The sequence below is a fragment of the Paracoccus tibetensis genome (assembly GCF_900102505.1).
Lineage (GTDB): Bacteria > Pseudomonadota > Alphaproteobacteria > Rhodobacterales > Rhodobacteraceae > Paracoccus > Paracoccus tibetensis.
Genome location: NZ_FMVT01000012.1, coordinates 38,228 through 63,020, shown reverse-complemented (window position 1 = coordinate 63,020; position 24,793 = coordinate 38,228). Strand labels below are relative to the sequence as shown.

The following is a 24,793-nucleotide window of genomic DNA, read 5'->3' as shown; positions in this document are numbered from 1 at the left end:
ATCGGATGGAAGGGAACGTCAAGGTCTTCATGCTGATGGCCGCGCTGACGGCGCTGGTCATGGGGCTTGGCTGGATGATGGGCGGCTCGGGCGGCATGATCATGGCCTTCGTGATCGCGGGGGGCATGAACTTCTTCGCCTATTGGAACAGCGACAAGATGGTGCTGCGCCAGCAGGGCGCGGTCGAGTTAAGCCCGGCACAGGGCGGCGATCTTTATGCCATGACGGCCGAGCTGGCGCGGCGGGCGGATCTGCCGATGCCGAAGCTGTATCTGCTGCCGACCGAGCAGCCGAACGCCTTCGCGACCGGGCGCAATCCCGAGAACGCCGCGGTGGCGGTGACGCAGGGGCTGACGCGGGTGCTGAGCCGGGAAGAGATGGCGGGCGTGATCGCCCATGAGCTGGCCCATATCAAGCATCGCGACACGCTGACCATGACCGTCACCGCGACCATGGCGGGCGCCATCGCGATGATGGGGAACATGATGCTCTTTACCGGAGGCCGCGACGGGCGCGGGGGCGGGATCGGCGCCATCGTCGCCATGATCCTGGCGCCGATGGCGGCGGCGATGGTGCAGATGGCGATCAGCCGGGCGCGGGAATACGAGGCGGATGCGACCGGCGCCGCGATCTGCGGGCAGCCGCGCGCGCTCGCCTCGGCGCTGCAGCGGATCAGCGCGGCTGCGGGGCGCACCGTCAACGTGCCCGCCGAGAAGAACCCGGCGGCCGCGGCCATGTTCATCATCAACCCCCTCCATGCGCTGCGGGCCGACCGGCTCTTCGCCACCCATCCGCCGACCGAGGAGCGGATCGCCCGCCTGATGGCGCTGGAGGGGCGTGCGGCCCCGGTCCAGCCCACGGCAGCCAGCCGCATTCCCCGCAGCGGCGGGCCGCGCACCCCCTGGGGCCGCGGATGAGCCAGCCCGACCCGGTGCTGCGCGGCGCCAAGATGGAGGACGAGGCCGAGGACCGCGCACTGCGCCCTCAGGGCCTGTCGGAATTCGTCGGCCAGGCCGAGGCGCGGGCCAACCTGCGGGTCTTCATCGAAAGCGCGAAGATGCGCGGCAAAGCGATGGACCACACGCTGTTCTACGGCCCGCCCGGCCTCGGCAAGACCACGCTGGCGCAGATCATGGCGCGCGAGTTGGGCGTGAACTTCCGGATGACCTCGGGGCCGGTGATCGCGCGGGCCGGGGACCTGGCGGCGATCCTGACCAATCTCGAGGCGCGGGACGTGCTGTTCATCGACGAGATCCACCGGATGAACCCGGCGGTGGAGGAGGTGCTCTATCCGGCGATGGAGGATTTCGAGCTGGACCTGGTGATCGGCGAGGGGCCGGCCGCGCGCACCGTCAGGATCGAGCTGCAACCCTTTACCCTGGTCGGGGCGACGACGCGGCTCGGGCTGCTGACGACGCCGCTGCGCGACCGCTTCGGCATCCCGACCCGGCTGCAGTTCTACGAGATCGCCGAGCTGGACCTGATCGTGCAGCGCGGCGCGCGGCTGATGGGGATCGCAGCCGAGCCGGAGGGGACGTGGGAGATCGCCCGCCGCTCGCGCGGCACGCCGCGGATCGCGGGGCGGCTCTTGCGGCGGGTGGTGGATTTCGCGCTGGTGGAGGGCGACGGGCGGCTGACGCGGGCGCTTGCCGACATGGCGCTGACGCGGCTCGGGGTGGACGATCTGGGGCTCGACGGCGCGGACCGGCGGTATCTGTCGCTGATGGCCGAGCATTACGGCGGCGGGCCGGTCGGGGTCGAGACGCTGGCGGCGGCGCTGTCGGAGAGCCGCGATGCGATCGAGGAGGTGATCGAGCCTTACCTCTTGCAGCAGGGGCTGATCGCGCGGACCCCGCGCGGGCGGCAGCTTGCGCAGCGGGCCTGGCGGCATCTGGGGCTGGAGGCGCCGGTGCAACCCTCGCAGGGCATGCTGTTCGAGGGCTGAGCTTGCGGCGGCGCGGGACGGGGGCGCTGCCCCCGGGCGCCTGCGGCGCCTCCCCCGGGATATTTGCACACAGAAGATGGGCTAGAGGGTGAGGCCCTCGGGGTCGGGCAGGCCGTGGGTTCTGGCCGCGGCCGTGAGGGTGTTGGCCAGAAGGCACGCGATGGTCATCGGGCCGACACCTCCGGGGACCGGGGTGATGGCGCCGGCGCGCTGGCGCGCGGCGACGAAATCGACATCGCCGACGAGGCCGTCTTCCGTGCGGTTGATGCCGACATCGATCACCGTCGCGCCGGGGCGGATCCAGTCGCCCTGCACGAAAAAGGGGCGGCCGACGGCGGCGATCAGGATCTCGGCCTCGCGGCAGAGGGCGGGCAGGTCCGCCGTGCGGGAATGGGCGATGGTGACAGTGGCGCTGTCGCGCAGCAGAAGCTGCGCCATCGGCTTGCCGACGATGTTGCTGCGGCCGATGACCACCGCGCGCTTGCCGGCGAGCGGGCCGAGGCGGTCCCTGAGCAGCATCAGGCAGCCGAGCGGGGTGCAGGGGACCATCGCCGTCTGCCCGGTGGCGAGGCGGCCGGCATTGATCACGTGGAAGCCGTCCACGTCCTTCTCCGGCGCGATGGCGTTGATGACCGCGGCCTCGTCCATGTGGCGGGGCAGGGGCAGCTGGACGAGGATGCCGTTGACGGCCGGGTCCGCGTTCAGCTGCGCGATGAGCGCCAGAAGCGCGTCCTCGGGCGTGTCGGCGGGCAGGCGATGCTCGAAGGAGGTCATGCCGACCTCGCGCGTCATCCGGCCCTTGGAGCGGACATAGACCTCGCTGGCCGGGTCCTCGCCGACCAGCACCACGGCAAGGCCCGGCGTGATGCCCCGTGCGGCAAGCGCCCGCACGTCCTCGGCGATGCGGGCGCGCAGGCGGGCCGCGGAGGCCTTGCCGTCGATGATCTCGGCGCTCATTCCTGCTCCTTCAGGTGACGTTCTTCCTGCGCGATGGCCGCCTCGACCAGCTGGCGCCAGATCGCGCCGATCAGCTCCGGGTCCAGTCCTTCCGCGGCGGCATGTCGGCGCGCGTTCGCGATGACTTCCTCGACGCGGGCGTCGATGCGGGCGGGCCAGCCGTTGCCGGCCTTGATCTGCGCGGCCCTGGCGATGAGGTCGCGGCGGCGGGCGAGCAGCAGGATGATCTGGCGGTCCAGGGCGTCGATCTCGACGCGGAGCGCGGGCATGTCGGGGATCTGGTCGATCGGCTTCATGGCGCGAGCCATTGCACGGGAAAGCGCCCGATCGCAAGGGCCTAGCCCGCCGCGGTCGCCGCCATGAGGTTCTGGCGCAGGCGCAGCAGCATCTCGTGCAGGAGTGCGCGCTCGTCCTCGTCAAAGCCGACGCTGCGCGCGGTGCAGTGCAGGACGTCGGCCGCCGGGGCCTGCAGCGCCCGCCCCTTGTCCGTGAGCGAGACGATCACCCGCCGCTCGTCCTCATGGTCGCGCTTGCGGACCAGGAGGCCCTGCGTCTCGAGCCGCTTCAGCATTGGCGTCAAGGTGCTGCTGTCGAGGCTGAGGGCGAGGCCGAGACCGCCGACGCTGCGGCCATCCTCGGCCCAGAGGCAGAGGAGGACCAGAAGCTGCGGATAGGTGAGGCTCAGCTGGTCGAGCATCGGCTTGTAGAGGCGCCCAAATGCCAGATTGGCCGCGTAGATGTCGAAGCACAGCATCTTGTCGAACATGTTCTGGCGGCTGTCCATGTCCCGCATCTAGTGAGCGCGCGAAAGCCTTGCAACCCTTGGTGAAAGAGATTGGCGCAGGCCAATCCGGCAGCGGAAGGTGTGGCGACAAGGCGCCGCCCGCCGCGAGATGCCGGAAAACGAAGAAGCCCCGGCGTAGGCCGGGGCTTCTTGAAGGCTTTGAGGGGCTGCTCAGGCCGGGGCGGGATCGCCGCCCGGTGCGGGCTTGCCGGCCTTCGGGATCGCGATGACCGAGGGGATGACGCTGGCCGGTGTGTCGTCGTCGCCGCCGTCCAGCGAATCGCCGCGGATGATCTTGCCGATCTCCTCGCCCGTCAGGGTCTCGTATTCCAGAAGGCCCTTGGCGAGGCGTTCGAACTCGACCTCCTTCTCGATCAGGATGCGGCGCGCTTCCTGATAGCCGTCCTCGATCAGCTCGCGGACTTCCTGTTCGATCAGTTCCTTGGTCGCGGCCGAGACCGAGAAGCCGCCGGTGCTGCCGTTGTAGCCTTCGTGCGCCTCGGCATAGTCCACCGCGCCGACCTTGTCGGACATGCCCCAGCGCATCACCATCGCACGCGCCAGGGCGCTGGCCTGCATGATGTCGCCGGCCGGGCCGTTCGAGACGCCCTCTTCGCCATACTTGATGATCTCGGCGGCCTTGCCGGCCATGGTCATCGTGATCTTCTGCTTGGCCTCGTCCTTGTGGAAGTTCAGACGGTCCATCTCGGGCAGGCTGACCACCATGCCGAGCGCGCCGCCGCGCGGGATGATCGTGGCCTTGTAGACCGGGTCGCATTTCGGCAGCGACAGGCCCACGACGGCGTGGCCGGCCTCGTGATAGGCGGTCTTTTCCTTCTGCTCGGGCGTCAGGACCAGGCTGCGGCGCTCGACGCCCAGCATGACCTTGTCCTTGGCATTCTCGAAATCTTCCATGCTGACGAAGCGCCGGCCGATGCGGGCGGCCATCAGCGCGGCCTCGTTCACGAGGTTCATCAGGTCCGCGCCCGAGAAGCCCGGCGTGCCGCGGGCGATGATCCGCAGGTCCACATCGGGGCCGACCGGCACCTTGCGGGCATGGACGGACAGGATCTTCTCGCGGCCCTTGATGTCGGGGTTCGGGACGTGGATCTGGCGGTCGAAGCGGCCGGGACGCAGCAGGGCGGGGTCCAGCACGTCCTTGCGGTTGGTCGCGGCGACGATGATGATGCCTTCGTTCGCCTCGAACCCGTCCATCTCGACCAGCAGCTGGTTCAGCGTCTGCTCGCGCTCGTCATTGCCGCCGCCGATGCCGACGCCGCGGGCGCGGCCCACCGCGTCGATCTCGTCGATGAAGAGGATGCAGGGGGCGGATTTCTTCGCTTGCTCGAACATGTCGCGGACGCGGCTGGCGCCGACGCCGACGAACATCTCGACGAAGTCCGAGCCCGAAATGGTGAAGAACGGCACGCCTGCCTCGCCGGCGATGGCGCGGGCGAGAAGGGTCTTGCCGGTGCCCGGAGGGCCGACCAGCAGCGCGCCTTTCGGGATCTTGCCGCCGAGGCGGCTGAACTTCTGCGGGTTGCGGAGAAACTCGACAATTTCTTCCAGCTCTTCCTTGGCCTCGTCGATGCCGGCCACATCGTCGAAGGTGACGCGGCCCGATTTCTCGGTCAGGAGCTTGGCGCGCGACTTGCCAAAGCCCATCGCGCCGCCCTTGCCGCCGCCCTGCATCCGGTTCATGAAGAAGATCCAGACGCCGATCAGCAGGATGAAGGGCAGCCAGACGCCCAGCATCGACACGAAGCCGCTGCTCTGCTGCTTGACCACGCGCACGTCGACACCGCGCTGGACCAGCCGGTCGGCGATGTCTTCGCCCAGGGGACGCACGGTGGCATATTGCTGCCCGTCCGTGCCGGTGATCACGACATCCTCGCCGTCGATGGTGACCGCCGTGACCTGGTCGTTCTGAACACGCTGCAGGAACTCCGAGTAACTGATCTGGCGGCTGTTCATCGTCCCGCTGCCGTCGCTGAACAGGTTGAACAACGCCAGGATCATCAGAAACAGGACGACCCAGAAGGCGAGATTTCGTGCGTTGCCCAAAAGAGGCTCCTCCAGCGGGTGAGATATGGCTTGAAAATAGGGATATTCGGCAAAGGTTCAATGCGCCTTCACGAGCCTGCGGAAATCTGCCGCGTCGCGCAGCGGCTCGGCACGCAGGCCGGGGGCCTCTTCCAGCACCGGGGCGGCCAGAAGGCGGGTTCCGCCCCAGATCCCAGGACTTGCCGCGGCCTCGTCGCGGCTGAGGCCGCTGTCGCGCCAGCGCAGCCGCGACAGCGCCTCGGGGCCGGCCGCCGCGATGTGCGTCGCGTGGGGCAGCCCCTCGATTCGCCAGCGGCGGTCCCAGATGACGCCGGTCGTCGCCGGGCTGCGCTGCGCCGCGGCGGCCTCGCGCGCGATCCGCAGCCGGCCGCCGTCATGGGTGATCATCGTTCCGTCCAGCGTCACCCGCCCGCCGGTCATCACCGCCTCCAGCGCATGGACCAGCGTCGCGCGGCGCGGCGGGTAGTCGGCGCCGGTGACCCACCGGCAGGCCGCGACCAGAAGGCGGCGGCGGATCTCGGGCGGGGCCTCGCGCAGGGCCGAGCGGTCGATCACCAGGCTGCCGCGGTCGGCCTCGGCATCGCGGGCGATGTGCAGGGCATAGGCCGACAGCGCGTCGCGCGCCTCGGCCAAGTGGCGGGCCGAGGCCGCCAGCGCCGCGGCATCGAGGCCGAGCGCGGCCATCGCCTGACGGGTGCGTACGCGCTCGAAGTCGGTGTTCTCGTTCGAGGGATCGTCGATCCAGTCGATGCCGCGCTCGGTCAGCCAGGCGCGCAGCGCGGCCCGGTCCACCCCCAGCATGGGGCGCAGCCAGCGCATCCCGAAGGCGTCGCGCCAGGGGGCCATGCCGGCCAGCCCGTCGATGCCGGCCCCGCGGCCAAGGCGCATCAGCAGCGTCTCGGCCATGTCGTCCGAGGTATGGCCGAGCGCGACGGCCGGAAGCTCGTTGCGGACGGCCCAGCCCGACAGCAGCCGCAGCCGCGCGTCCCGCGCCTGCGCCATCAGGTTGCCGGCCTCGGTGTCCCGGCGCCACAGCAGGATCGCGTGCGGCAGCCCAAGCATCCGCGCCTGCCGCGCGACCTGCTGCGCCTCGGCCGCGCTGCCTGCGCGCAGGCCGTGATCCACCGTGGCGATCATGATGCGCCGGCCCTGCGCCCATTCCGCGGCCACCTGCATCAGCGCCACCGAATCCCCGCCGCCCGAGACCGCAAGGCCGAGCGCGGGCATGTCGCCCGCAAGCCGGTCCAGCGCGGCGCGGATGCGGCCGACGGGATCGGAGGGGCTGGTCATCGCGGCGGTCTCAATCGTGCTCGGCCAGGTCCGCCGCGGCCTCGGGGTCGAGGTTCGGGTCCAGAAGCGGGTCGAGCGCGCCGAGATCGTTCACCCCGCAGCCGAGGCGCATCACGCGCTGCTCGGCCTCGGCGGCAGGGGGCGTGCCGGGAAAGCGCGCGGCGATCTCGGACAGATAGAGGCAGGCGGCAGTGGCGTCGCCCTGGGACTCGATGACGCCCGCGATGCCCAGAAGGCTCTCGCCGGCGCGGGGGCCGTCAGGGTCGGCCGAGAAGCCCTCGAGCCAGGCCGCGGCCGCCTGGCGCGGCTGGCCGGCCCGGTCGAGCGCGGTGCCGCGCAGGAACAGCGCCTCGGCCGTCAGCGGCCCGCCAGCATGGGTCTCGGCCACGGCGGCGAACATCTCGGCCGCGCGCAGGTTGTCGCCAGCGTCCAGCGCCTGACGCGCGGCGTCGAAATCGGTCTGCTCGGCGGCGGTGGCGGCGGTGCCCGGGCGCGGGTCAATGGCGACGGCCGGGGCCGAGGGCGCCAGTTCGGGCGCGGAGTCGGCGCTGCGGGCGGGGACGGTCAGCGCGCTCAGATCGCAGCTCTCGTCCATCTCGCAGAGCCGGAACTCGAGATCCGACAGGCGCCGCTCGCTGTCCGTCGCGATGCGGCTGATGCGGTTCTGCAGCCGCTCGGCCTGGTCGGTCAGCTGCATCAGCCGCGCTTCCATCGCGTTCATCCGGTCGATGGCCGCATCGCCGCCGACGGCCTGAAAGCCCGCCGGACCCGATGCGACCAGCTCGGCCCGAAGCTGCTGCAATTGCGTGCGGACCTCGGCCAGCTGCGCGCGCATGTCCGCGACGGTGGTGCCGGCCGGCTCCTGCGCCGTCAGCGGCGCGGGAAGGCCGGCAAGGCCGAGCGCCAGCAGCGAAGCGAGGGCCGCGCTGCGGATCACAGGCCGGCCCCGCTGTCGCTGACGACGGTGACGGCGCGGCGGTTGCGGGCGTAGCAGCTTTCGTCCGAGCAGGTCTCGGCCGGGCGCTCCTTGCCGAAGCTGAGGGTGCGGATGCGGCCGGGGGCGACGCCCTGCGCGACCAGGTATTCCTGCACCGCGCTCGCCCTGCGGGCACCGAGCGCGAGGTTGTATTCGCGCGTGCCCGTTTCCTCGGCATGGCCTTGCACCACGGCGGTGAAGTTCGCGTGCTGGTTCAGCCACTGCGCCTGCCGGGTCAGAATGCTGCGGGCCTCGGGCGTCAGCGCGGTCTGCTCGGCGGCGAAGAGGACGGTGTCGCCGACCTGCCCGCGGAAATACTGCGCGGTCGCCTCGGCCCCCAGCACGCCGCCGGGCAGGTTGCCCTGGTAGACGGCGCCGGCGCCGGTCTGAGCATAGGGATCGATCACCGGCGGCGGCGGGGCAGGCTGGGCGCAGGCGGCAAGGCCCAGCAGGCAGGCCAGAAGGGCGGGCTTGGTCAGGGCGTGGGTCATGTCATCCTCATGGCAGCAGCGGGCCCCAGGACGGGTCCGAGGCGGCGAAATCCAGGTTCAGCGGTCGCATGTTGCGCCCCGTGATGTCTACCGAATGCAGGCGGGGCGCGCCGGTTCCGCCGGGGGTCACGCGGGTGAACATGACCACGCGGCCATTGGGCGCCCAGGTCGGACCCTCGTCAAGAAACGACTCCGTCAGGGTCCGCTCGCCCGAGCCGTCGGTGCGCATGACGCCGATATGGAAGCGTTCGCCGATGCGCTTGGTGAAGGCGATCATGTCGCCCTTGGGCGACCAGGCCGGCGTGCCGTAGCGCCCGTCCCCGAAGCTGATCCGCGACGGCTCGCCCCCGTCGAGGCCCATGATGTAGAGCTGCGGGCTGCCCGAACGGTCGCTTTCGAAGACGATGCGGCTGCCATCGGGGCTGAAGCTTGGCGAGGTCTCGATCGATGGGGCGTTCGTCAGCGGACGCTGCGCGCCGGTGCCGGCGTCCATCAGCCAGATGTCGGTGTTGCCGCCCTGCTCGCGCGAATAGGCGATCCAGCGCCCGTCGGGGCTGAAGGTCGGCGAGAAGGCCATGGTCGCGCCGTCCTGCGTGACCGGGCGCGAGGTGACGCTGGCGACGTCCATCATGCGGATCTGCGGGAAGCCGCTGTCCCAGCTGGTATAAAGCAGCCGCCGCCCGTCGGGCGAGAAGCGCGGGGCCAGCACCAGCGACGAGCTGTCGGTCATCCAGCGCACGTTCGCGCCGTCATAGTCCATCACGCCGATCCGCTTGATGCGGGCGTTCTTCGGCCCCGTCTCCTGCACGAAGGCGACGCGGCTGTCGAAATAAGGCCGCTCGCCCGTCAGCCGGGCATAGATCTGGTCCGCGATCTTGTGCGCCGCCCGGCGCCAGTCGGTCGCACGGGCGTCGAACTGCATCCCGTCGCCCTGCGGCTGGCCCGAGACGACGTCGAACAGCCGGAAGCGCACGCTGATGTCCTCGCCGTTCCGCGTCACCTCGGCCGAGACGAGGCCTTGGGCATTGACCGCGCGCCAGTCCTCGTAGCTGACCGCCTCGGTGAAGCTGGCGGGGCGGGCGATATGGGCCTCGGCCGGGATCTCGCGGAAGAGGCCGGTGCCGGTCAGGTCGTCGGCCACGACCTGCCGCACGCGCGCGGCAAGTTCGGCATCGCCGTGGAAGGCCGGGATGGCGATGGTCATTGGCTCAACCACGCCGTCGGTGATCTCGATCCGCAGCGGGCCCTCCTGCGCGAGGGCCGGCAGGGCGGTCGCGCCCGCAAGGCTCAGCGCGAGAGCCGAGACGAGGGCGGGGGCAAGGGTCAGCTTGGCGAACATGGCGTCCTCTTACTTCAGCTGCGGGCCGGGCGGAAGCCGCGCCGGTGGCCGTTTCATGTCAGAAATCAATGCCGTCCGGGCGGAACGTCACATCGACGTCGCGCCAGCGGCCGTATTTCGCGCCCGGCAGGTCGAAGCCGCGGCTCCCGCACATCAGGATCGCCCGGCGGGCGACGTCGAAAGCCTGCTGCGCCGCCCCGGCCGAGCCGCCGCGAAAGTCCGAGATGCGCAGGCTGCCCGGCTCCGGCACCCCGTCCGGTCCGAGCGAGAACGAGACCGAGACCGACATCTGCGCCGCCTCGACCGACAGTGCGCCGACGTTCCAGCAGTCCTGGATGGCGACGCGCAGCCCGTCGCGCTCGGCCTGCGACAGCGGCGCGCCCATCGGAAGCTGGCGGCCCGCGGCACCCGCATCGGCCTCCTCGTCAAGCGGCGGGAGAGGGCGGACCACCCCCGGCGCAAGCTGCATCACGTCACCCGGCACGGGCGCCGGAGCCGCCTCGCCGCCGCTGCCGGACAGGGCGCCCGCCAGGGCCGCCGCCAGCGGGTCGAGGCCGGCCGAAGCGCCGTCGCCGCCCTCGATCCGCTGCCGGTCGCCGCCGAAGGCGTCCCCGGTCGAGGCGGTGTCGGTGCCTGCCGCGCCCGCCTGTCCCTGCTGCGCCTCGCGCAGCGCGTCCTCCAGCGCCTGCCGCTCGGCGGCCTCGCGGGCGGCGGCCTGACGTTCGGCGGCTTCGGCGGCAGCGCGGCGTTCCTCCTCGGCGCGGGCGGCGGCGGCGCGGCGCTCGGCCTCCTCGCGCTCAGCCGCGGCCCGGCGCGCCTCGGCGTCGCGCTCGGCGGCCGCGCGACGTTCCTCTTCGGCGCGGGCGGCCTCGGCGGCGCGGCGCTGTTCCTCGGCCCGCCGCTCGGCGGCGAGACGTTCCTCCTCGGCGCGAGCGGCGGCTGCACGGCGCTCTTCCTCGGCGCGGGCGGCGGCCTCGGCCGCCCGGCGTTCTTCGGCCGCGGCCGCCGCGGCTTCTGCGGCCCGGCGCTCGTCAGCTGCACGGGCCTCGGCGGCGCGCTGTTCTTCCTCGGCGCGGGCAGCAGCCGCGCGGCGTTCGTCTTCGGCGCGGGCGGCGGCCTCGGCGGCACGACGCTCCTCGGCCGCGCGGTCCGCGGCGGCGCGCTGCTCGGCCTCGGCGCGCGCGGCGGCCTGGCGTTCCGCCTCGGCCCGCTCGGCGGCAGCCGCAGCCTGGCGCGCGGCCTCGGCGGCGGCGGCCTCGGCCGCGGCCTGGCGTTCGGCTTCGGCGCGGGTCGCCGCCTCGGCCGCAAGGCGCGCGGCCTCCTCGGCGGCGGCGCGTTCCGCGAGGCGCCGCTCGCGCGCGGCGACCAGGTCGGCCGGGCGCTCCACCGGGCGGGGCGATGCGTCCAGCGCCAGCGCCGAGCGCGGCGGGATCGGCGCATCCAGCACCGGCGCCGTGGCCTGCTGCGGGGCGGCCTCGGCCACCGGCGCAGAGGGCAGCGCCTCGGCGGCGGGTGCGGGGGGCGTGGGCGGCGGGGCAAGCTCGCTGGCCACCGCGACGGGCTCCTGCGCGCCAAAATCGCTCAGGTCAGGCGCGGCTTCAGCGTCGCCCGGCGGCGGCAGCTCGGCCGCGGCCTGCGACTGCGGCGCGGTCGTGCCCGCGGGGGGCGCGGCCGCCTCGTCGGCGGCGGGGGCGGGCAGCGTCGCCACGGCCGTCGCCTCGGCCCCCACGGGACCCGCCCCGCGCGAGGCCGCGGCCAGCGCCTCGAACTCGGCGCCCGAAATGGTCGAGACCTGCGTGCTGCGCACCGGCGTCGTCGGCTGCGGCCGGAACAGCGCGCCGCCAAGCACGGCCCAGAGGATCAGCGCGCCATGCGCGCCCCCCGAAACCCACCTGCCGATCCGCTCTTCCCGATCCGCCATCGCTCAGCCGTCCATGCGCGGGCCGCCGGTCTCGGTGACCAGGACGATGTCGGTGATGCCCGCCGCGTTCAGCGCGCCCATGATCTGCACGACGCGCGCATAGGGAATGCCCCCATCCGCGCGCAGGAAGACCCGCGATGACTGCCGCTCGGCAATGACTGCGCGCAGGCGGGTGACCATCTCGTCATCCCCGATGGGCTGGTCCATCAGCAGCGTCGGCCCCTCGACCGGGACCGAGATGACCAGCGGCTCCTCCTGCTCGGTCGGCACGGCATTCGCCGCGGTTTGCGGCAGGTTCAGCGGCACGCCGGCCGTCATCAGGGGCGCGGCGACCATGAAGATGATCAGCAGGACCAGCATCACGTCCACGAAGGGCGTGACGTTGATCTCGGACATGGGCGCGTTGCGCCGCCGTCCGCGCCCCTTGCGGGCCTCGCGCTTGACGACGGATGCGCTCATGCCGCGGGTTCCTGGATCTGGCGCGAGAGCAGCGTGCTGAACTCGTCGGCGAAGTTTTCCCAAGCGCCGGTGATGCGGTCCGCGTCGCCCGAGAGCTTGTTGTAGAAGACGACGGCCGGGATGGCCGCGACAAGGCCGAGCGCGGTGGCCAGCAGCGCCTCGGCGATGCCGGGCGCGACGACGGCGAGGCTGGTGTCCTGGCTCAGCGCGATCCCCTCGAAGGCGGTCTTGATCCCCCAGACCGTCCCGAAGAGGCCGATGAACGGCGCGGTCGATCCGACGGTCGCCAGGAACGAGAGGCCGCGGAACAGCCGCTGCTCCTCGCGCTGGATGGCGACGTTCATGGCGCGGTCGATGCGGGGGATGCCGCCGGGAATCAGGCGGCCGTCGTCGCGATGGCTGCGCCGCCACTCGGTCATGCCGGCCGCGAAGATCCGCTCGGACGCGCCTTTGGGCCGGTCGCCGAGCCGGTCATAGAGATCGTCCAGCGGCTCGCCCGACCAGAAGGCGCGGTCGAACTGCGCCGCCTCGCGCCGGGCGCGGGCGAAGACCAGATACTTCTGCACGATGATCGCCCAGCCCCAGAACGAGGCGGCGATCAGCATGACCATCACCACCTGCACGGTCAGCGAGGAGCGCATGAACAGCGCCACGGCGGAGAAATCGATGGCCTCGGCGGCCTGAATGGGTTCCATCTTCACTGCCTCATCGTCTTGATCCGCCTGCTGCACCGGGCCGGCGGGCTTGCGCGCCTTCTACCGCGTTCCTGACACGGCTTTCAGCCCCCGGCGCAACACAATGGCGTCACTTTACAGCAAATTCCCGCCTCCTGTCCCGCGCGGGGCACAGGGCGCCGCCGCGCCCTCAGCTCTTGCCGCCCAGCAGCGCCGGCAGCCCGTCCGGCAGCCGCACGGGCCGGCCCGCGGCATCCAGGCAGGCGATGATGACCCGCGCGGAAAACAGCGTCTCCTCGCCGCGCAGCACCCTCTGCTCGAGCACGAGGCGCGCCCGGGCGGACTCGCCCAGGCTGGTCTCGACGCTCAGAAGGTCGTCGTAGAGGGCGGGGCGCAGGTAGTCCGCCTCGATCCGGCGCACGGCGAAGACGCGCCCCTGCCGCTTCAGCGCGGCCTGGTCCACGCCCAGTTCGCGCAGCCACTCGCTGCGGCCGCGCTCGATGAACTTCAGGTAATTGGCGTAATAGACGATTCCGGCAAGGTCGGTGTCCTCATAATAGACGCGCAGGGACAGGCGATGGGTCATCGCACCAGCCGTGCCGCCAGCCGCAGCGCATGCGAGGGATCACGGGCCGCGACCGGCAGGACCGGGTCATAGGCGGCGCGGATCAGCGCGGCGACCGAGGGCTCGGGCGCGATCTCGGTCGCGAAACTCAGGGCGGCGCGCATCGTCAGCGCCTCGGCCAGCGCGGCAGGGTGCGCCTCGGACAGCGCCCCGCCGAGCCGCAGCAGCATCACGCAGGCGCGGATGCCGCCATCGGCGTCGAAACGCTGGATGCGGTACTGGTCGGCGCCGCTGCGCGACAGCCGGCCCGGCAGGCCCGGCTGCCCGGTCAGGAGATCGAAGTCCGGCACGCCCGCCAGTTCGTCCCAGTCCCGCACCGCGAAGACCATGAGGTTGGCGCCCATCTCGGGATCGGTCTCGGCGACGGGATGTCCGGCATGGGCGAACCCGGCCCGGATCGCAGCGCTGAAGATCGCAAGGCTCTCCTCGGCCAGTCCGAAGATCACCGGCGCGACCGGCCGGCCCCACCGCGCGCAGAGAAAGCTGCCGTCCTCGCGCGTGAACAGCGCGGCGATCCGCTCGGCCTCCATGCCCAACCACCTTCACAAGAAATAACCGGGGGGAGCCGCCGCGGGCGATGGAGGCAGAGCCCCATGCCGCGGCGACGCCGCTCAGACGATGGTCGCCTCAGTCGAGGCGCGCAGTTCGTCCTCGGAGACGCCATCGGCCAGCTCGACGATCTTGAGCCCGCCCGGCACGACGTCCAGAACGCCGAGGTTGGTGATGATCCGGTCCACCACGGCCTTGCCGGTCAGCGGCAGGGTGCAAGCCTTCAGCACCTTGCTCTCGCCGGCCTTGTTGGTGTGGTCCATCACCACGATGACCCGGCCGACGCCCGCGACCAGGTCCATCGCGCCGCCCATGCCCTTGACCAGCTTGCCGGGGATCATCCAGTTGGCCAGATCGCCCTCTTCCGAGACCTCCATCGCGCCCAGGATCGCCGCCGCGATCTTGCCGCCGCGGATCATGCCGAAGCTGGTCGCGCTGTCGAAATAGGACGTGCGCGACAGCTCGGTGATGGTCTGCTTGCCGGCGTTGATGAGGTCGGGGTCCTCCTCGCCCTCATAGGGGAAGGGGCCCATGCCCAGCATGCCGTTCTCGGATTGCAGGGTGATGTCCTTGTCGCCCACGTAGTTCGCCACAAGCGTCGGGATGCCGATGCCGAGGTTGACATACATGCCGTCTTCCAGCTCCTGCGCGGCCCGCGCCGCCATCTGGTTGCGGTCCCACCCTTTAGCTGCTTGGGGCATCAGACGGTCTCCTTCTTGCGGGTGGTGCGCTGCTCGATGCGCTTCTCGTGCTGGCCTTGGATGATCCGGTGCACGTAGATGCCGGGCAGGTGGATCAGGTCAGGGTCGAGGCTGCCCCGCGGAACGATCTCTTCCACTTCGGCGACGCAGATCTTGCCGCACATGGCCGCCGGCGGGTTGAAGTTGCGGGCGGTCTTGCGGAACACCAGGTTGCCGGTGTCATCCGCTTTCCATGCCTTCACGATCGACAGGTCCGCGACGATGCCGCGCTCGAGGATGTAGTCCTGGCCGTCGAAGTTCTTCACTTCCTTGCCCTCGGCGATGACGGTGCCGACGCCGGTCTTGGTGTAGAAGCCCGGGATGCCGCTGCCGCCGGCGCGCATGCGCTCGGCCAGGGTGCCTTGCGGGTTGAACTCCAGCTCCAGCTCGCCCGAGAGGTACTGGCGCATGAACTCGGCATTCTCGCCGACATAGGAGGAGATCATCTTCCGGATCTGCCGCGTGTCGAGGAGCTTGCCGAGGCCGAACCCGTCCACGCCGCAATTGTTGCTGGCGATGGTGAGGTCCTTGACCCCCGACTTCACCACCGCGTCGATCAGAAGCTCGGGAATGCCGCAGAGGCCGAAGCCGCCCGCCGCGATGAACATCCCGTCATGAAGCAATCCCTCCAGCGCCTCGTCGGCACTGCCATAGACCTTTTTCATCGGCCTCCCCCGTCTGACTGTTTCTGCGCCTGCACAGTAGGCGTGCGACGCGGACTGTCAATTGCAGCAGGGGATGTTACCGCCCGCAGCCGCTACTCGGCGGCCTTGGGCTTGGGCTTGGGCTTGGCCTTGGGTTTCGCGGCGGCCGTGGCCTTGCTTGCAGGCGCTGCCTTCTTGGCCGCCGGCTTCTTGGTCGCCTTCTTGGGCGACTTCGCCGCCTTGGCCGCGATCAGCTCCAGCGCCTGCTCCAGCGTCAGGTCCTCGGGCTGCACGTCGCGGGGCAGGGTGGCGTTCACCTTCTCCCACTTCACATAGGCTCCGTAGCGGCCGTTCATCACCTGGATCGCCCCGCCGTCCGGGTGATCGCCCATCTCGCGCAGCGGGGCGGCGGCCGGTGCCCGGCCGCGGATCTGCTTGGAGGCGAGAACCTCCACCGCGCGGTTCATGCCGATGGTGAAGACCTCGTCCACATCAGGGATGTTGGCGTATTTGCTGCCGTGCTTGACGTAGGGGCCGAAGCGCCCGATGCCGGCCTCGACCAGCACGCCGTCCTCGGGATGCGGCCCCACGGGGCGGGGCAGGGCCAGAAGCTGCACGGCCTTCTCAAGATCGAGGCTCGCCGCATCCCAGCCCTTGGGGATCGAGGCACGCGGCGGCTTGGGGTTCTCCTCGGTCGCCTCGCCGCGCTGGACATAGGGGCCGAAGCGCCCGGTCTTGAGGCTGATCGGGTCGCCCGCGTCCTCGCCCAGCACCCGGTCGCCCACCGGCGCCTCGCCATCAGGGGCCGAGAGGGGGCGCGTGTAGCGGCATTCGGGGTAGTTCGTGCAGCCGATGAAGGCCCCGCCCGAGCGGGCCGTCTTCAGGTTCAGCCGCCCCGCGTTGCAAAGCGGGCAGACGCGCGGATCGCCCCCATCCGCCCGCGGCGGATAGAGATGCGGCGCCAGCGCCTCGTCGATGGCGTTCAGAACCTCGGTGATCCGCAGCTCGGACGTGCCTTCAAGCGCTTTAGAAAAATCCTTCCAGAACCGGCCGAGAACGTCGCGCCAGACCCGGTCGCCCGCGCTGATCTCGTCCAGTTCGGTTTCCAGGTCGGCGGTGAAGTCGTAGCTGACATAGCGCGGGAAGTATTTCAGCAGGAAGATCGTGACCAGCCGGCCCTTGTCCTCGGGGATCAGGCGGTTCTTATCCTTCCGGACGTAATCCCGGTCCTGAATCGTCGTGACGATGCTGGCATATGTCGAGGGGCGGCCGATCCCCAGCTCCTCCATGCGCTTGACCAGCGTCGCCTCGGTGTAGCGGGGCGGGGGCTGGGTGAAGTGCTGGCGGGCGGCGGCCGCGGCGCGTTCATCCGTCAGCAGGCCCGGCGCGCCGCGCTGGCCGGCGGGTGCGCTGATCGCATCGCCGCCCTTCTCGCGGGCCTTCGCCAATTCGTCATCGAAGGCGGCGGGGACAAGGTGCGCGGCCTCGCCCTCGGCAATCTTGGGCAGGCGGGAGCTGTCCTCGCCCTCGTCATCGTCGCGGCCTTGGTCGTAGACGCGCAGGAAACCGTCGAACAGCATCACCTGGCCCGTCGCGCGCAGGCCGACCTGGGCATCCTGGCTGGCGATCTCGACCGTCGTGCGCTCCATCCGCGCCGCTTCCATCTGGCTGGCGATGGTGCGCTTCCAGATCAGGTCATAAAGCTTGCGCTGGTCGTCCGCGCTGACCTTCAGCCGGTCCGGCGACATCATCATGTCAGTCGGGCGGATGCATTCATGCGCTTCCTGCGCGTTCTTGGCCTTGTTCTTGTACATGCGCGGCGACTTCGGCAGGTAATTCTCGCCGAACTTCGCCTTGATCGCGTCGCGGGCCGACATCACCGCCTCGGGCGCCATGTCGATCCCGTCGGTCCGCATGTAGGTGATCAGCCCCGCCTCGTAGAGCCGCTGCGCCGCCGACATGCAGGCCTTCGCGCCCATGCCCAGCTTGCGGCTCGCCTCCTGCTGGAGGGTCGAGGTCATGAAGGGCGGCCAGGGATTGCGGCTGGCGGGCTTGGCGGTGACGCTGGCGACCGTCAGATCGCGGCTGGTCACCGCGCTGAGGGCTATCGCGGCCTTCTCGGCCGTGCCAAGATCGAAGCGGTCGAGCTTCGAGCCGGCCAGCGAGACGAGCTGCGCGTCATATTCCTCGCCCGCGGGGGTGGCGAGGCGGGCATGGACGGACCAGTATTCGCGGGGCTTGAAGGCCTCGATCTCCATCTCGCGGTCGACGATCAGGCGCAGGCAGACGGACTGCACGCGGCCGGCGGACTTGGCGCCCGGCAGCTTGCGCCAGAGGACCGGCGAGAGGTTGAAGCCCACAAGATAGTCCAGCGCGCGGCGGGCCAGGTAGGCATCGACCAGCGGCTGGTCGATCTGGCGAGGCTTGGCGATGGCCTCGGTCACGGCGGACTTGGTGATGGCGTTGAAGGTGACGCGGTTCACCGCGGCGCCCTTCTTCAGGGCAGGGGCCAGCGCCTCCAGAAGGTGCCAACTGATCGCCTCGCCCTCGCGGTCAGGGTCGGTGGCGAGGATCAGGTTCTGGTCGTCCTTCAGCGCGTCCTTGATCGCCTTGAGGTGCTTCTTGCTGTCGGCCGCGACCTCCCATTTCATGTCGAAGTCATGGTCGGGATCGACACTGCCGTCCTTCGGGGGAAGGTCGCGGACATGGCCGAAGCTGGCGAGCACGCGGTAGTCGCCGCCGAGATATTTCTCGATGGTTTTGGCCTTGGCCGGAGATTCGACGACGACAACGGGCATGAAGACCTCGGGCAGATGCAATGGGGCGGCAACATGGGTCCGGGGCCCGGTCGTGTCAACGGGGCCTTTGGACCCGCCCCCCCCCCGCCGGCCCCTCAGCTCAGGGCCAGCCGCCCGCCCGCCATCCGGGTCACGCGGCCCTGCAGCTCCAGGGCCAGGATCGCGGCGCTGGCCATGGCGGCCGGGATGCCGAGATCGCGGATCAGCATGTTCTCCTCGGTCGGCGAGGGGCCGAGGCGCGAGAGGATGCGTGCCTCCAGCTGCACCGGCCCGCCGCTGTCCCGTGCCAGCCGGGCAGGCGCCGGAGCAAGACGCTGCGGGGCTGGCACGGGTGCGGCGATGGCTGCGGGGCGCGCAACGGGGGCGTCCTCGGCCGCGGCCAGCGCCTCGACGACATCCGCGGCGCTGCGGACAAGAAGGGCGCCGTCGCGGATCAATGCGTTGCAGCCGGCGGCGCGGGCATCCATCGGATGACCCGGCACCGCCATCACCTCGCGCCCCTGGTCCAGCGCGTTCTTGGCGGTGATCAGCGTGCCCGAGCGGTGCGCGGCCTCGATCACGATCACGGCGCGGGAAAGGCCCGAGACGATGCGGTTGCGGGTGGGGAAGTGGCGGGCCGCCGGCTCGGTCCCCGGCGGCTGCTCGGAGACGAGAAGGCCCTTCTCGGCGATCTGCGCGGCGAGGATCGCGTTCTCGGCCGGGTAGATCACGTCGACGCCGCCGGCCATCACCGCGATCGTGCCGGTCGGCAGGGCGGCGTTGTGGGCGGCCGTGTCGATGCCGCGCGCGAGGCCCGCGGCGACGGCCAGCCCCGCCTCGCCGAGGCCCGCGGCCATGCCGCGCGCCATGCGAAGCCCGAGCGAGGAGGCGTTGCGCGCGCCGATCACCGCGACCGTCGGATGCGCTAGCCAGGCGGGATCGCCGCGCACCCAGAGGACGGGCGGCGCGCCGTCGATGCCGCGCAGCGCGGCGGGGTAGAGCGGGGAATCGCAGCGCAGCATCCGCGCGCCGGCCCGGCGGCCCGCGCTCAGCTCGGCCGCCGCCACGCCTTCGGGACATGCCTCGTAATCGGCAAGCCCGGCCTCGGCCGCGATCTGCGGCAGCGCCCGCAGGGCCTCGGCCGCGCTGCCATGTTCCGCGATCAGCCGGTGAAAGGTTGCCGGACCCACTTTCCGGGAGCGAATGAGACGGAGGAAGCTGAGATCGTCATCCTTCGGGCTGTGTGGGGTGTTGGGGGTGTCGAAAAATGCGAACCCGTTGTCCATGTCGCCTCCGCCTCATTCGAGATGAGGAATACGGCAGGCTTGGTTAAGATTCGGTTAGCGCGGCGGCCCGCAGCGCAGAAATCTACGCGGCCGAGCCTCCGACGGTCAGCCCGCCGATCATCAGCGTCGGCTGGCCGACCCCCACGGGAACCCATTGCCCCTGCTTGCCGCAATTGCCGATGCCGGGATCGAGCGCCATGTCGTTTCCGACCGCGCGCACCTGCTGCAGCGCGGTGGCGCCGTCGCCGATCAGCGTCGCGCCGCGAATCGAGTCGCCGATGACGCCGTTCTTCACCCGGTAGGCCTCGGTGCAGGAGAAGACGAACTTGCCGTTGGTGATGTCCACCTGCCCGCCGCCGAAGCCGGTGGCGTAGATGCCGTCCTTGAGGCCCGCCAGGATGGCGGCCGGGTCGGCGTCGCCGCCGGGCATGTAGGTGTTGGTCATGCGCGGCATCGGCACATGGGCGAAGCTCTCGCGGCGGCCGTTGCCGGTGGGGGCGACGCCCATGAGGCGGGCGTTCTGGCGGTCCTGCATGTAGCCGACGAGGATGCCGTCCTCGATCAGCACGTTCCGCGCCGGGGGCGTGCCCTCGTCGTCGATGTTGATGCTGCCGCGGCGATCGGGAAGGGTTCCGTCATCGACCACGGTCACGCCCTTGGCCGCCACGCGCTGTCCCATCAGGCCGGCGAAGGCGCTGGCCTTCTTGCGGTTGAAGTCGCCCTCCAGCCCGTGGCCGACGGCCTCGTGCAGCAGGATGCCGGGCCAGCCGGGGCCGAGGACGACATCCATCACCCCGGCCGGCGCCGGGACCGAGCGCAGGTTGACCAGCGCGATCCGCAGCGCCTCGTCCACGACCGCCCGCCAATGCGCCGGCTCCATGAGGCCGGTCAGCGCGATGCGCCCCCCGCCGCCGGCGCTGCCGCTTTCGCGGCGGTCGTTGTTCTCGACGATCACTGCGACATTCAGTCGCGCCATCGGGCGGATATCGGTCGCGAGCGTGCCCTCGGGGCGCAGGATCGCGACCTCCTGCAGCGCGCTGGCGACGCTGACCGTCACCTGCACGACCCGCGGGTCGAGCGCCCGCACATAGGCGTCGATCTCGCGCAGCATCTCGATCCGGGCGGCGACCGAGATGCCCTCGGCCGGGTCCAGCGCCGGGTAGAGCGCGACCGGCCGCATCGGCGAGGGGTCGGCCAGCTGCCCCCCGCCCGCGCCGACGGCCAGGCGCGCCGTCTCGGCGGCCCGGCGCAGGGCGGCGGCCGAAATTTCGGTGGCGTGGGCGTAGCCTGTCACCTCGCCGCGCACGGCGCGCAGGCCGAAGCCCTGTCCCGCCATCGCGCTGGAGTTGCGCAGCCGGCCGTCGTCGAAGGTCAGCGCCTCGGTCTGGCTGCGCTCGAGGAAGATCTCGCCGTCCTCGGCCCCGGCGACGGCTCCTTGCAGGATGGCCAGCGCCTCGTCGCGGTCGAGGAGGCTGGCGAAGGGATCGAAGGGGGCACGGCTCATCGCGGTCTCCTGAAGCGGGGCGCCGGGCGGCAGACGCGGCAGCGGGTCGCGTTCCCATTCCGGCCGAACTTGTCTAGGTATCACTTGCCCGAGAGGGCGAGATATGGTCATAGAGCGGTCACTGTGAAAGGAAAAGGGGCAGCCTCCCGGCCGCCCCCGCGGCTGTTGAGGCCGGGCCAACGCAACGGGATGGAATGATGGCAAGAGCGATGATTCGCCGTGCAGTCGCGGCAGCTTCGGGGTTCGCGACTGCGGGCATGGTGGCGAGCACGGCGCTGGCGCAGGACGTGTTGGGCGATCTGCCCACGATCGGAAAACCGGTTGCGCGCGGGACGAGCTTCCAGCCGGCCGCGACGGAACTGGCGCGGGACCAGCAGTGGCTGGATCACTTCGTGCTCTATATCATCACCGCGATCACGGTGCTGGTCTGCCTGCTGCTGCTGATCGTCATCTTCCGCTTCAACTCGAAGTCGAACCCGGTTCCCGCCCGCTTCACGCACAACACCCCGATCGAGATCGCCTGGACGCTCGGCCCGGTGCTGATCCTGGTGGCCATCGGGGCCTTCTCGCTGCCGATCCTGTTCCGCAGCCAGGAGATGCCCGAGGACCCCGACCTCGTCATCAAGGTGACCGGCCACCAGTGGTACTGGTCCTATGAATATCCCGAGAACGGCGTCGCCTTCGACTCGCTGATGCTGGCCGAGGACGAGCTGGCCGATTACGGCTACGCGCCCGACGAATACCTGCTGGCCACCGACACCGCCGTGGTCGTGCCCGTGGGGCAGACCGTGCTGCTGCAGGTCACCGCCAGCGACGTGATCCATTCCTGGACCATTCCCGCCTTTGCCGTGAAGCAGGACGCCGTTCCCGGCCGGATCGCGCAGGCCTGGTTCAACGTCGAGACCGAGGGCACCTATTTCGGCCAGTGCAGCGAACTGTGCGGCATCAACCACGCCTACATGCCCATCGTCGTGAAGGCCGTGCAGCCGGACGTCTACGCCGCCTGGATCGAGAGCCAGGGCGGCACGCTGGACGGCGCCGAGGCGGCGCAAACCGCCGCGCTGGACCCGGAGGCCGAGGTCACGCTGGCCCGCGCCGAGTAATCTGATGACCAAGGCAGGACCGGCCCTACGCCGGTCCTGCCCAGGAAGGACCCGCGATGACCGACATCAACGCCGCCGACGCCAACGCCTATCACGCCGCCGCGCCCGAGGCCGAGTTCCGCGACTACGTCGCGCTGCTCAAGCCGCGGGTGATGTCGCTGGTGGTGTTCACGGCCTTCGTCGGCCTGTGGATCGCGCCGGTCGACGTGCATCCGTTCCTGGCCTTCTGCGCGGTGCTGTTCATCGCGCTCGGCGGCGGCGCCTCGGGTGCGCTGAACATGTGGTACGACGCCGACATCGACGCGGTGATGAAGCGCACGCAGTTGCGGCCCATCCCCTCGGGCCGGGTCGAGCCGGGCGAGGCGCTGGCCGTGGGCCTCGCGCTGTCCGGGCTTGCCGTGATGATGCTGGGCCTTGTCGCCAACTGGTTCGCGGCCGCCTTCCTCGCCTTTACGATCTTCTTCTACGCGGTCGTCTACACGATGTGGCTGAAGCGCTGGACGCCGCAGAACATCGTCATCGGCGGCGCCGCGGGCGCCTTCCCCCCGATGATCGGTTGGGCCTGCGCCACGGGCGGCATCTCGATCGAGTCGCTCCTGATGTTCGCGCTGATCTTCTTCTGGACGCCGCCCCATTTCTGGGCGCTCGCGCTGTTCATGAAGGACGACTACAAGGACGCGGGCGTGCCGATGCTGACCGTCACGCATGGCCGCGCCGTCACCCGGCGCCACATCTTCGCCTACACGCTGGTGCTGGCCGGCTTCTCGATCTGGCTGGGGCTGACCTCGGTCGGCGGGCCGGTCTATCTGGCCGTGGCGCTGGTGCTGAACGCGGCCTTCATCCGCGGCGGCTGGCAGGTCCTGCGCCGCGAGGAGGGGGCGGCCCGCGCCGACGGGTTCGCCACCGAGAAACGGGTCTTCAGGCTGTCGCTGTCCTATCTGTTCCTGCACTTCCTGGCCCTGCTGATCCAGAACTGGATGGGAACATGGTGATGCAGCTTCAAACCGAACACGAACTCCACGGCCGCCGCCGCTCGCGCAATGTCGGCCTCGGCATCGTGCTGATCGCCTTCGTCGCGCTGGTCTTCGCGCTGACCGTGGTCAAGGTCACGCAGGGCCATCTGCTGGAGGCCTACGACCACCAGCCGCGCACCACGCTTCTGCCGATGGAGCCGGAGGCGGCCGCACCGGCGGCGGAGGCAGCCCGATGATGAAGCGCATGAGCCCCGAAGGCCGCACCGTCACGATGCTGGTCGGCGTCGTCGTCACCATGGGCGCGCTGTCCTGGGCCGCCGTCCCCTTCTACGACTGGTTCTGCCGCGTCACCGGCTTCGGCGGCACGACGCAGATCTCGACCGCCGCGCCCGACGAGGTGCTGGACGAGGTCGTGCGCGTGCGCTTCGACGCCAACGTCGATCCCAACCTCGAATGGACCTTCCGCCCCATGCAGACCCGCATGGACCTGCGCATCGGCGAGAACGGGCTGGCCTTCTACGAGGCGATCAACAACTCGGACGTGCCGATCACTGGCACCGCCAGCTACAACGTCGCGCCCGAGATCTCGGGCTACTACTTCGACAAGATCGAGTGCTTCTGCTTCACCGAGCAGACGCTGCAGCCCGGCGAGCGTATCGAGATGCCCGTCAGCTTCTACGTGGACCCGTCGATCGTGAAGGACCGCGACGCGTCCTGGGTCCGCGACATCACGCTGTCCTACACCTTCCACCGGACCGAGCCGCGCCGGGCGGCGCTTGACACGGCTTCGTCCGAGACCATCAACTAAGACGACTTCGAGGGGGCCGACGGGGATCCGCAATGGCGACTGCTAAGAACCACGACTACCATATTCTTCCGGCCTCGATCTGGCCCTTCCTCGCCTCGGTGGCGGTCTTCGTCACGCTGTTCGGCGGCGTCGCCTGGATGACGGGCGAGGTCTCGGTCGCGGGCGTCGCCATCACCGGGCCGTGGATGTTCCTGATCGGCTTCGTCGCGCTCTGCTATGCCAGCTTCGGCTGGTGGGCGGACATGGTGCGCGAGGGCGAGTCCGGCGATCACACCCCCGTCGTGCGGATCGGCCTGCAATACGGCTTCATCCTGTTCGTGATCTCCGAGGCGATGCTGTTCGTCACGCTGTTCTGGAACTTCATCAAGCACGTCCTCTATCCGATGGGACCGGAAAGCCCGATCCGCGACGGCGTCTGGCCGCCCGAAGGGATCGTGACCTTCGACCCCTGGCACCTGCCTTTCATCAACACGCTGGTCCTGCTGCTCTCGGGCGTCGCCGTCACCTGGGCGCACCATGCCTGGGCGCATGAGGGCAACCGCAAGGTCGCGATCAACGGCCTCGCCGTCGCGGTCGCCTTGGGCGTGATCTTCACCGGCCTGCAAGCCTACGAATACAGCCATGCAGCCTTCGGCCTTGCCGACACCGCCTATGCCTCGGCCTTCTACATCGCCACCGGCTTCCACGGCGCCCATGTCATCATCGGCACGGTCTTCCTGGCCGTCTGCCTCGTGCGTTTCATGCGCGGTCAGATGACCCCCAACCAGCACCTGGGGTTCGAGGCCGCTGCTTGGTACTGGCACTTCGTCGACGTGATCTGGCTGGTCCTCTTCGCCGTCATCTACGTTTGGGGCAGCTAATCCCCACCGGCCAAAGATTGCAG

At 70.4% G+C, this 24,793-nt stretch carries 25 protein-coding genes; 7 read left to right on the top strand and 18 right to left on the bottom strand.

What is annotated here, in order from left to right; translation table 11 throughout:
* The first annotated feature begins 5 nt into the window (after positions 1-5).
* Positions 6-917, top strand: coding sequence for a zinc metalloprotease HtpX (gene htpX, locus BLP73_RS15670; RefSeq protein WP_090746809.1), 912 nt, complete (start codon positions 6-8; stop codon positions 915-917).
* Positions 914-1,945 carry a Holliday junction branch migration DNA helicase RuvB gene (gene ruvB, locus BLP73_RS15665; protein ID WP_090746806.1) on the top strand — a complete coding sequence of 344 codons (1,032 nt, stop codon included), beginning with the start codon at positions 914-916 and terminating at the stop codon, positions 1,943-1,945. Before htpX ends, ruvB begins: the two co-directional genes overlap by 4 nt.
* A gap of 81 nt (positions 1,946-2,026) precedes the next feature.
* Here the strand turns inward: ruvB and folD are convergent, their stop codons facing one another.
* The 18 genes from folD to tldD form a co-directional block, all read right to left on the bottom strand.
* Complete coding sequence (gene folD, locus BLP73_RS15660) at positions 2,027-2,902, bottom strand: bifunctional methylenetetrahydrofolate dehydrogenase/methenyltetrahydrofolate cyclohydrolase FolD (protein WP_090746803.1); 876 nt, start codon at positions 2,900-2,902, stop codon at positions 2,027-2,029.
* Complete coding sequence (locus BLP73_RS15655) at positions 2,899-3,198, bottom strand: chorismate mutase (RefSeq protein ID WP_090746800.1); 300 nt, start codon at positions 3,196-3,198, stop codon at positions 2,899-2,901. The genes folD and BLP73_RS15655 overlap by 4 nt, the downstream gene beginning before the upstream one ends.
* A 41-nt stretch (positions 3,199-3,239) precedes the next feature.
* Positions 3,240-3,686: a MarR family winged helix-turn-helix transcriptional regulator gene (locus BLP73_RS15650; RefSeq protein WP_175453385.1), complete on the bottom strand. Its 447-nt coding sequence runs from the start codon at positions 3,684-3,686 to the stop codon at positions 3,240-3,242.
* A 171-nt stretch (positions 3,687-3,857) separates the two neighbouring features.
* Entirely contained in the window at positions 3,858-5,750 is a 1,893-nt protein-coding gene (gene ftsH, locus BLP73_RS15645) for an ATP-dependent zinc metalloprotease FtsH (protein ID WP_090746794.1), read from the bottom strand.
* Between the two features lie 57 nt (positions 5,751-5,807).
* Positions 5,808-7,040, bottom strand: a complete 1,233-nt coding sequence (gene tilS / locus BLP73_RS15640; protein WP_090746791.1) for a tRNA lysidine(34) synthetase TilS — start codon at positions 7,038-7,040, stop codon at positions 5,808-5,810.
* Positions 7,041-7,050: 10 nt separating this feature from the next.
* Entirely contained in the window at positions 7,051-7,977 is a 927-nt protein-coding gene (locus BLP73_RS15635; protein ID WP_245686697.1) for a tetratricopeptide repeat protein, read from the bottom strand.
* Positions 7,974-8,507, bottom strand: a complete 534-nt coding sequence (gene pal / locus BLP73_RS15630; protein WP_090746788.1) for a peptidoglycan-associated lipoprotein Pal — start codon at positions 8,505-8,507, stop codon at positions 7,974-7,976. Before pal ends, BLP73_RS15635 begins: the two co-directional genes overlap by 4 nt.
* A 7-nt stretch (positions 8,508-8,514) precedes the next feature.
* Positions 8,515-9,846 carry a Tol-Pal system beta propeller repeat protein TolB gene (tolB, locus tag BLP73_RS15625; RefSeq protein WP_090746785.1) on the bottom strand — a complete coding sequence of 444 codons (1,332 nt, stop codon included), beginning with the start codon at positions 9,844-9,846 and terminating at the stop codon, positions 8,515-8,517.
* Positions 9,847-9,904: 58 nt separating this feature from the next.
* Positions 9,905-11,767 (bottom strand): hypothetical protein, encoded by a 1,863-nt coding sequence (locus BLP73_RS15620; RefSeq protein ID WP_090746783.1) that lies wholly within the window; start codon positions 11,765-11,767, stop codon positions 9,905-9,907.
* Positions 11,768-11,770: 3 nt separating this feature from the next.
* A complete protein-coding gene (locus BLP73_RS15615) occupies positions 11,771-12,226 on the bottom strand; it encodes an ExbD/TolR family protein (protein ID WP_090746780.1) in 456 nt (151 codons plus the stop codon).
* The gene (gene tolQ, locus BLP73_RS15610; RefSeq protein ID WP_090746922.1) at positions 12,223-12,921 is read right to left on the bottom strand and encodes a protein TolQ; all 699 of its coding nucleotides are present in this window, start codon (positions 12,919-12,921) and stop codon (positions 12,223-12,225) included. The genes BLP73_RS15615 and tolQ overlap by 4 nt, the downstream gene beginning before the upstream one ends.
* Before the next feature lie 169 nt (positions 12,922-13,090).
* Positions 13,091-13,486 carry a tol-pal system-associated acyl-CoA thioesterase gene (gene ybgC, locus BLP73_RS15605; RefSeq protein ID WP_090746777.1) on the bottom strand — a complete coding sequence of 132 codons (396 nt, stop codon included), beginning with the start codon at positions 13,484-13,486 and terminating at the stop codon, positions 13,091-13,093.
* Entirely contained in the window at positions 13,483-14,055 is a 573-nt protein-coding gene (locus BLP73_RS15600; RefSeq protein WP_090746774.1) for a hypothetical protein, read from the bottom strand. The genes ybgC and BLP73_RS15600 overlap by 4 nt, the downstream gene beginning before the upstream one ends.
* Before the next feature lie 81 nt (positions 14,056-14,136).
* Positions 14,137-14,775: a CoA transferase subunit B gene (locus BLP73_RS15595; protein WP_090746771.1), complete on the bottom strand. Its 639-nt coding sequence runs from the start codon at positions 14,773-14,775 to the stop codon at positions 14,137-14,139.
* Positions 14,775-15,479 carry a CoA transferase subunit A gene (locus BLP73_RS15590; protein WP_090746768.1) on the bottom strand — a complete coding sequence of 235 codons (705 nt, stop codon included), beginning with the start codon at positions 15,477-15,479 and terminating at the stop codon, positions 14,775-14,777. The genes BLP73_RS15595 and BLP73_RS15590 overlap by 1 nt, the downstream gene beginning before the upstream one ends.
* A 92-nt stretch (positions 15,480-15,571) precedes the next feature.
* The gene (gene topA / locus BLP73_RS15585; RefSeq protein ID WP_090746919.1) at positions 15,572-18,256 is read right to left on the bottom strand and encodes a type I DNA topoisomerase; all 2,685 of its coding nucleotides are present in this window, start codon (positions 18,254-18,256) and stop codon (positions 15,572-15,574) included.
* Between the two features lie 95 nt (positions 18,257-18,351).
* The gene (gene dprA, locus BLP73_RS15580) at positions 18,352-19,521 is read right to left on the bottom strand and encodes a DNA-processing protein DprA (protein ID WP_090746764.1); all 1,170 of its coding nucleotides are present in this window, start codon (positions 19,519-19,521) and stop codon (positions 18,352-18,354) included.
* Between the two features lie 82 nt (positions 19,522-19,603).
* Positions 19,604-21,025 carry a metalloprotease TldD gene (tldD, locus tag BLP73_RS15575; protein ID WP_090746761.1) on the bottom strand — a complete coding sequence of 474 codons (1,422 nt, stop codon included), beginning with the start codon at positions 21,023-21,025 and terminating at the stop codon, positions 19,604-19,606.
* Between the two features lie 209 nt (positions 21,026-21,234).
* Here tldD and coxB point away from each other — a divergent pair, with 209 nt between their 5' ends.
* Genes coxB through BLP73_RS15550 form a run of 5 tightly spaced genes read left to right on the top strand, consistent with a single transcriptional unit; the run spans position 21,235 to position 24,770 of the window.
* The gene (coxB, locus tag BLP73_RS15570; protein WP_245686696.1) at positions 21,235-22,128 is read left to right on the top strand and encodes a cytochrome c oxidase subunit II; all 894 of its coding nucleotides are present in this window, start codon (positions 21,235-21,237) and stop codon (positions 22,126-22,128) included.
* A 56-nt stretch (positions 22,129-22,184) separates the two neighbouring features.
* Entirely contained in the window at positions 22,185-23,120 is a 936-nt protein-coding gene (gene cyoE / locus BLP73_RS15565; RefSeq protein ID WP_090746755.1) for a heme o synthase, read from the top strand.
* Positions 23,120-23,338 carry a hypothetical protein gene (locus BLP73_RS15560; protein ID WP_090746917.1) on the top strand — a complete coding sequence of 73 codons (219 nt, stop codon included), beginning with the start codon at positions 23,120-23,122 and terminating at the stop codon, positions 23,336-23,338. Before cyoE ends, BLP73_RS15560 begins: the two co-directional genes overlap by 1 nt.
* Positions 23,335-23,910 (top strand): cytochrome c oxidase assembly protein, encoded by a 576-nt coding sequence (locus BLP73_RS15555; RefSeq protein WP_245686695.1) that lies wholly within the window; start codon positions 23,335-23,337, stop codon positions 23,908-23,910. Before BLP73_RS15560 ends, BLP73_RS15555 begins: the two co-directional genes overlap by 4 nt.
* 32 nt (positions 23,911-23,942) lie before the next feature.
* The gene (locus BLP73_RS15550; protein ID WP_090746752.1) at positions 23,943-24,770 is read left to right on the top strand and encodes a cytochrome c oxidase subunit 3; all 828 of its coding nucleotides are present in this window, start codon (positions 23,943-23,945) and stop codon (positions 24,768-24,770) included.
* The last annotated feature ends 23 nt before the right edge of the window (positions 24,771-24,793 follow it).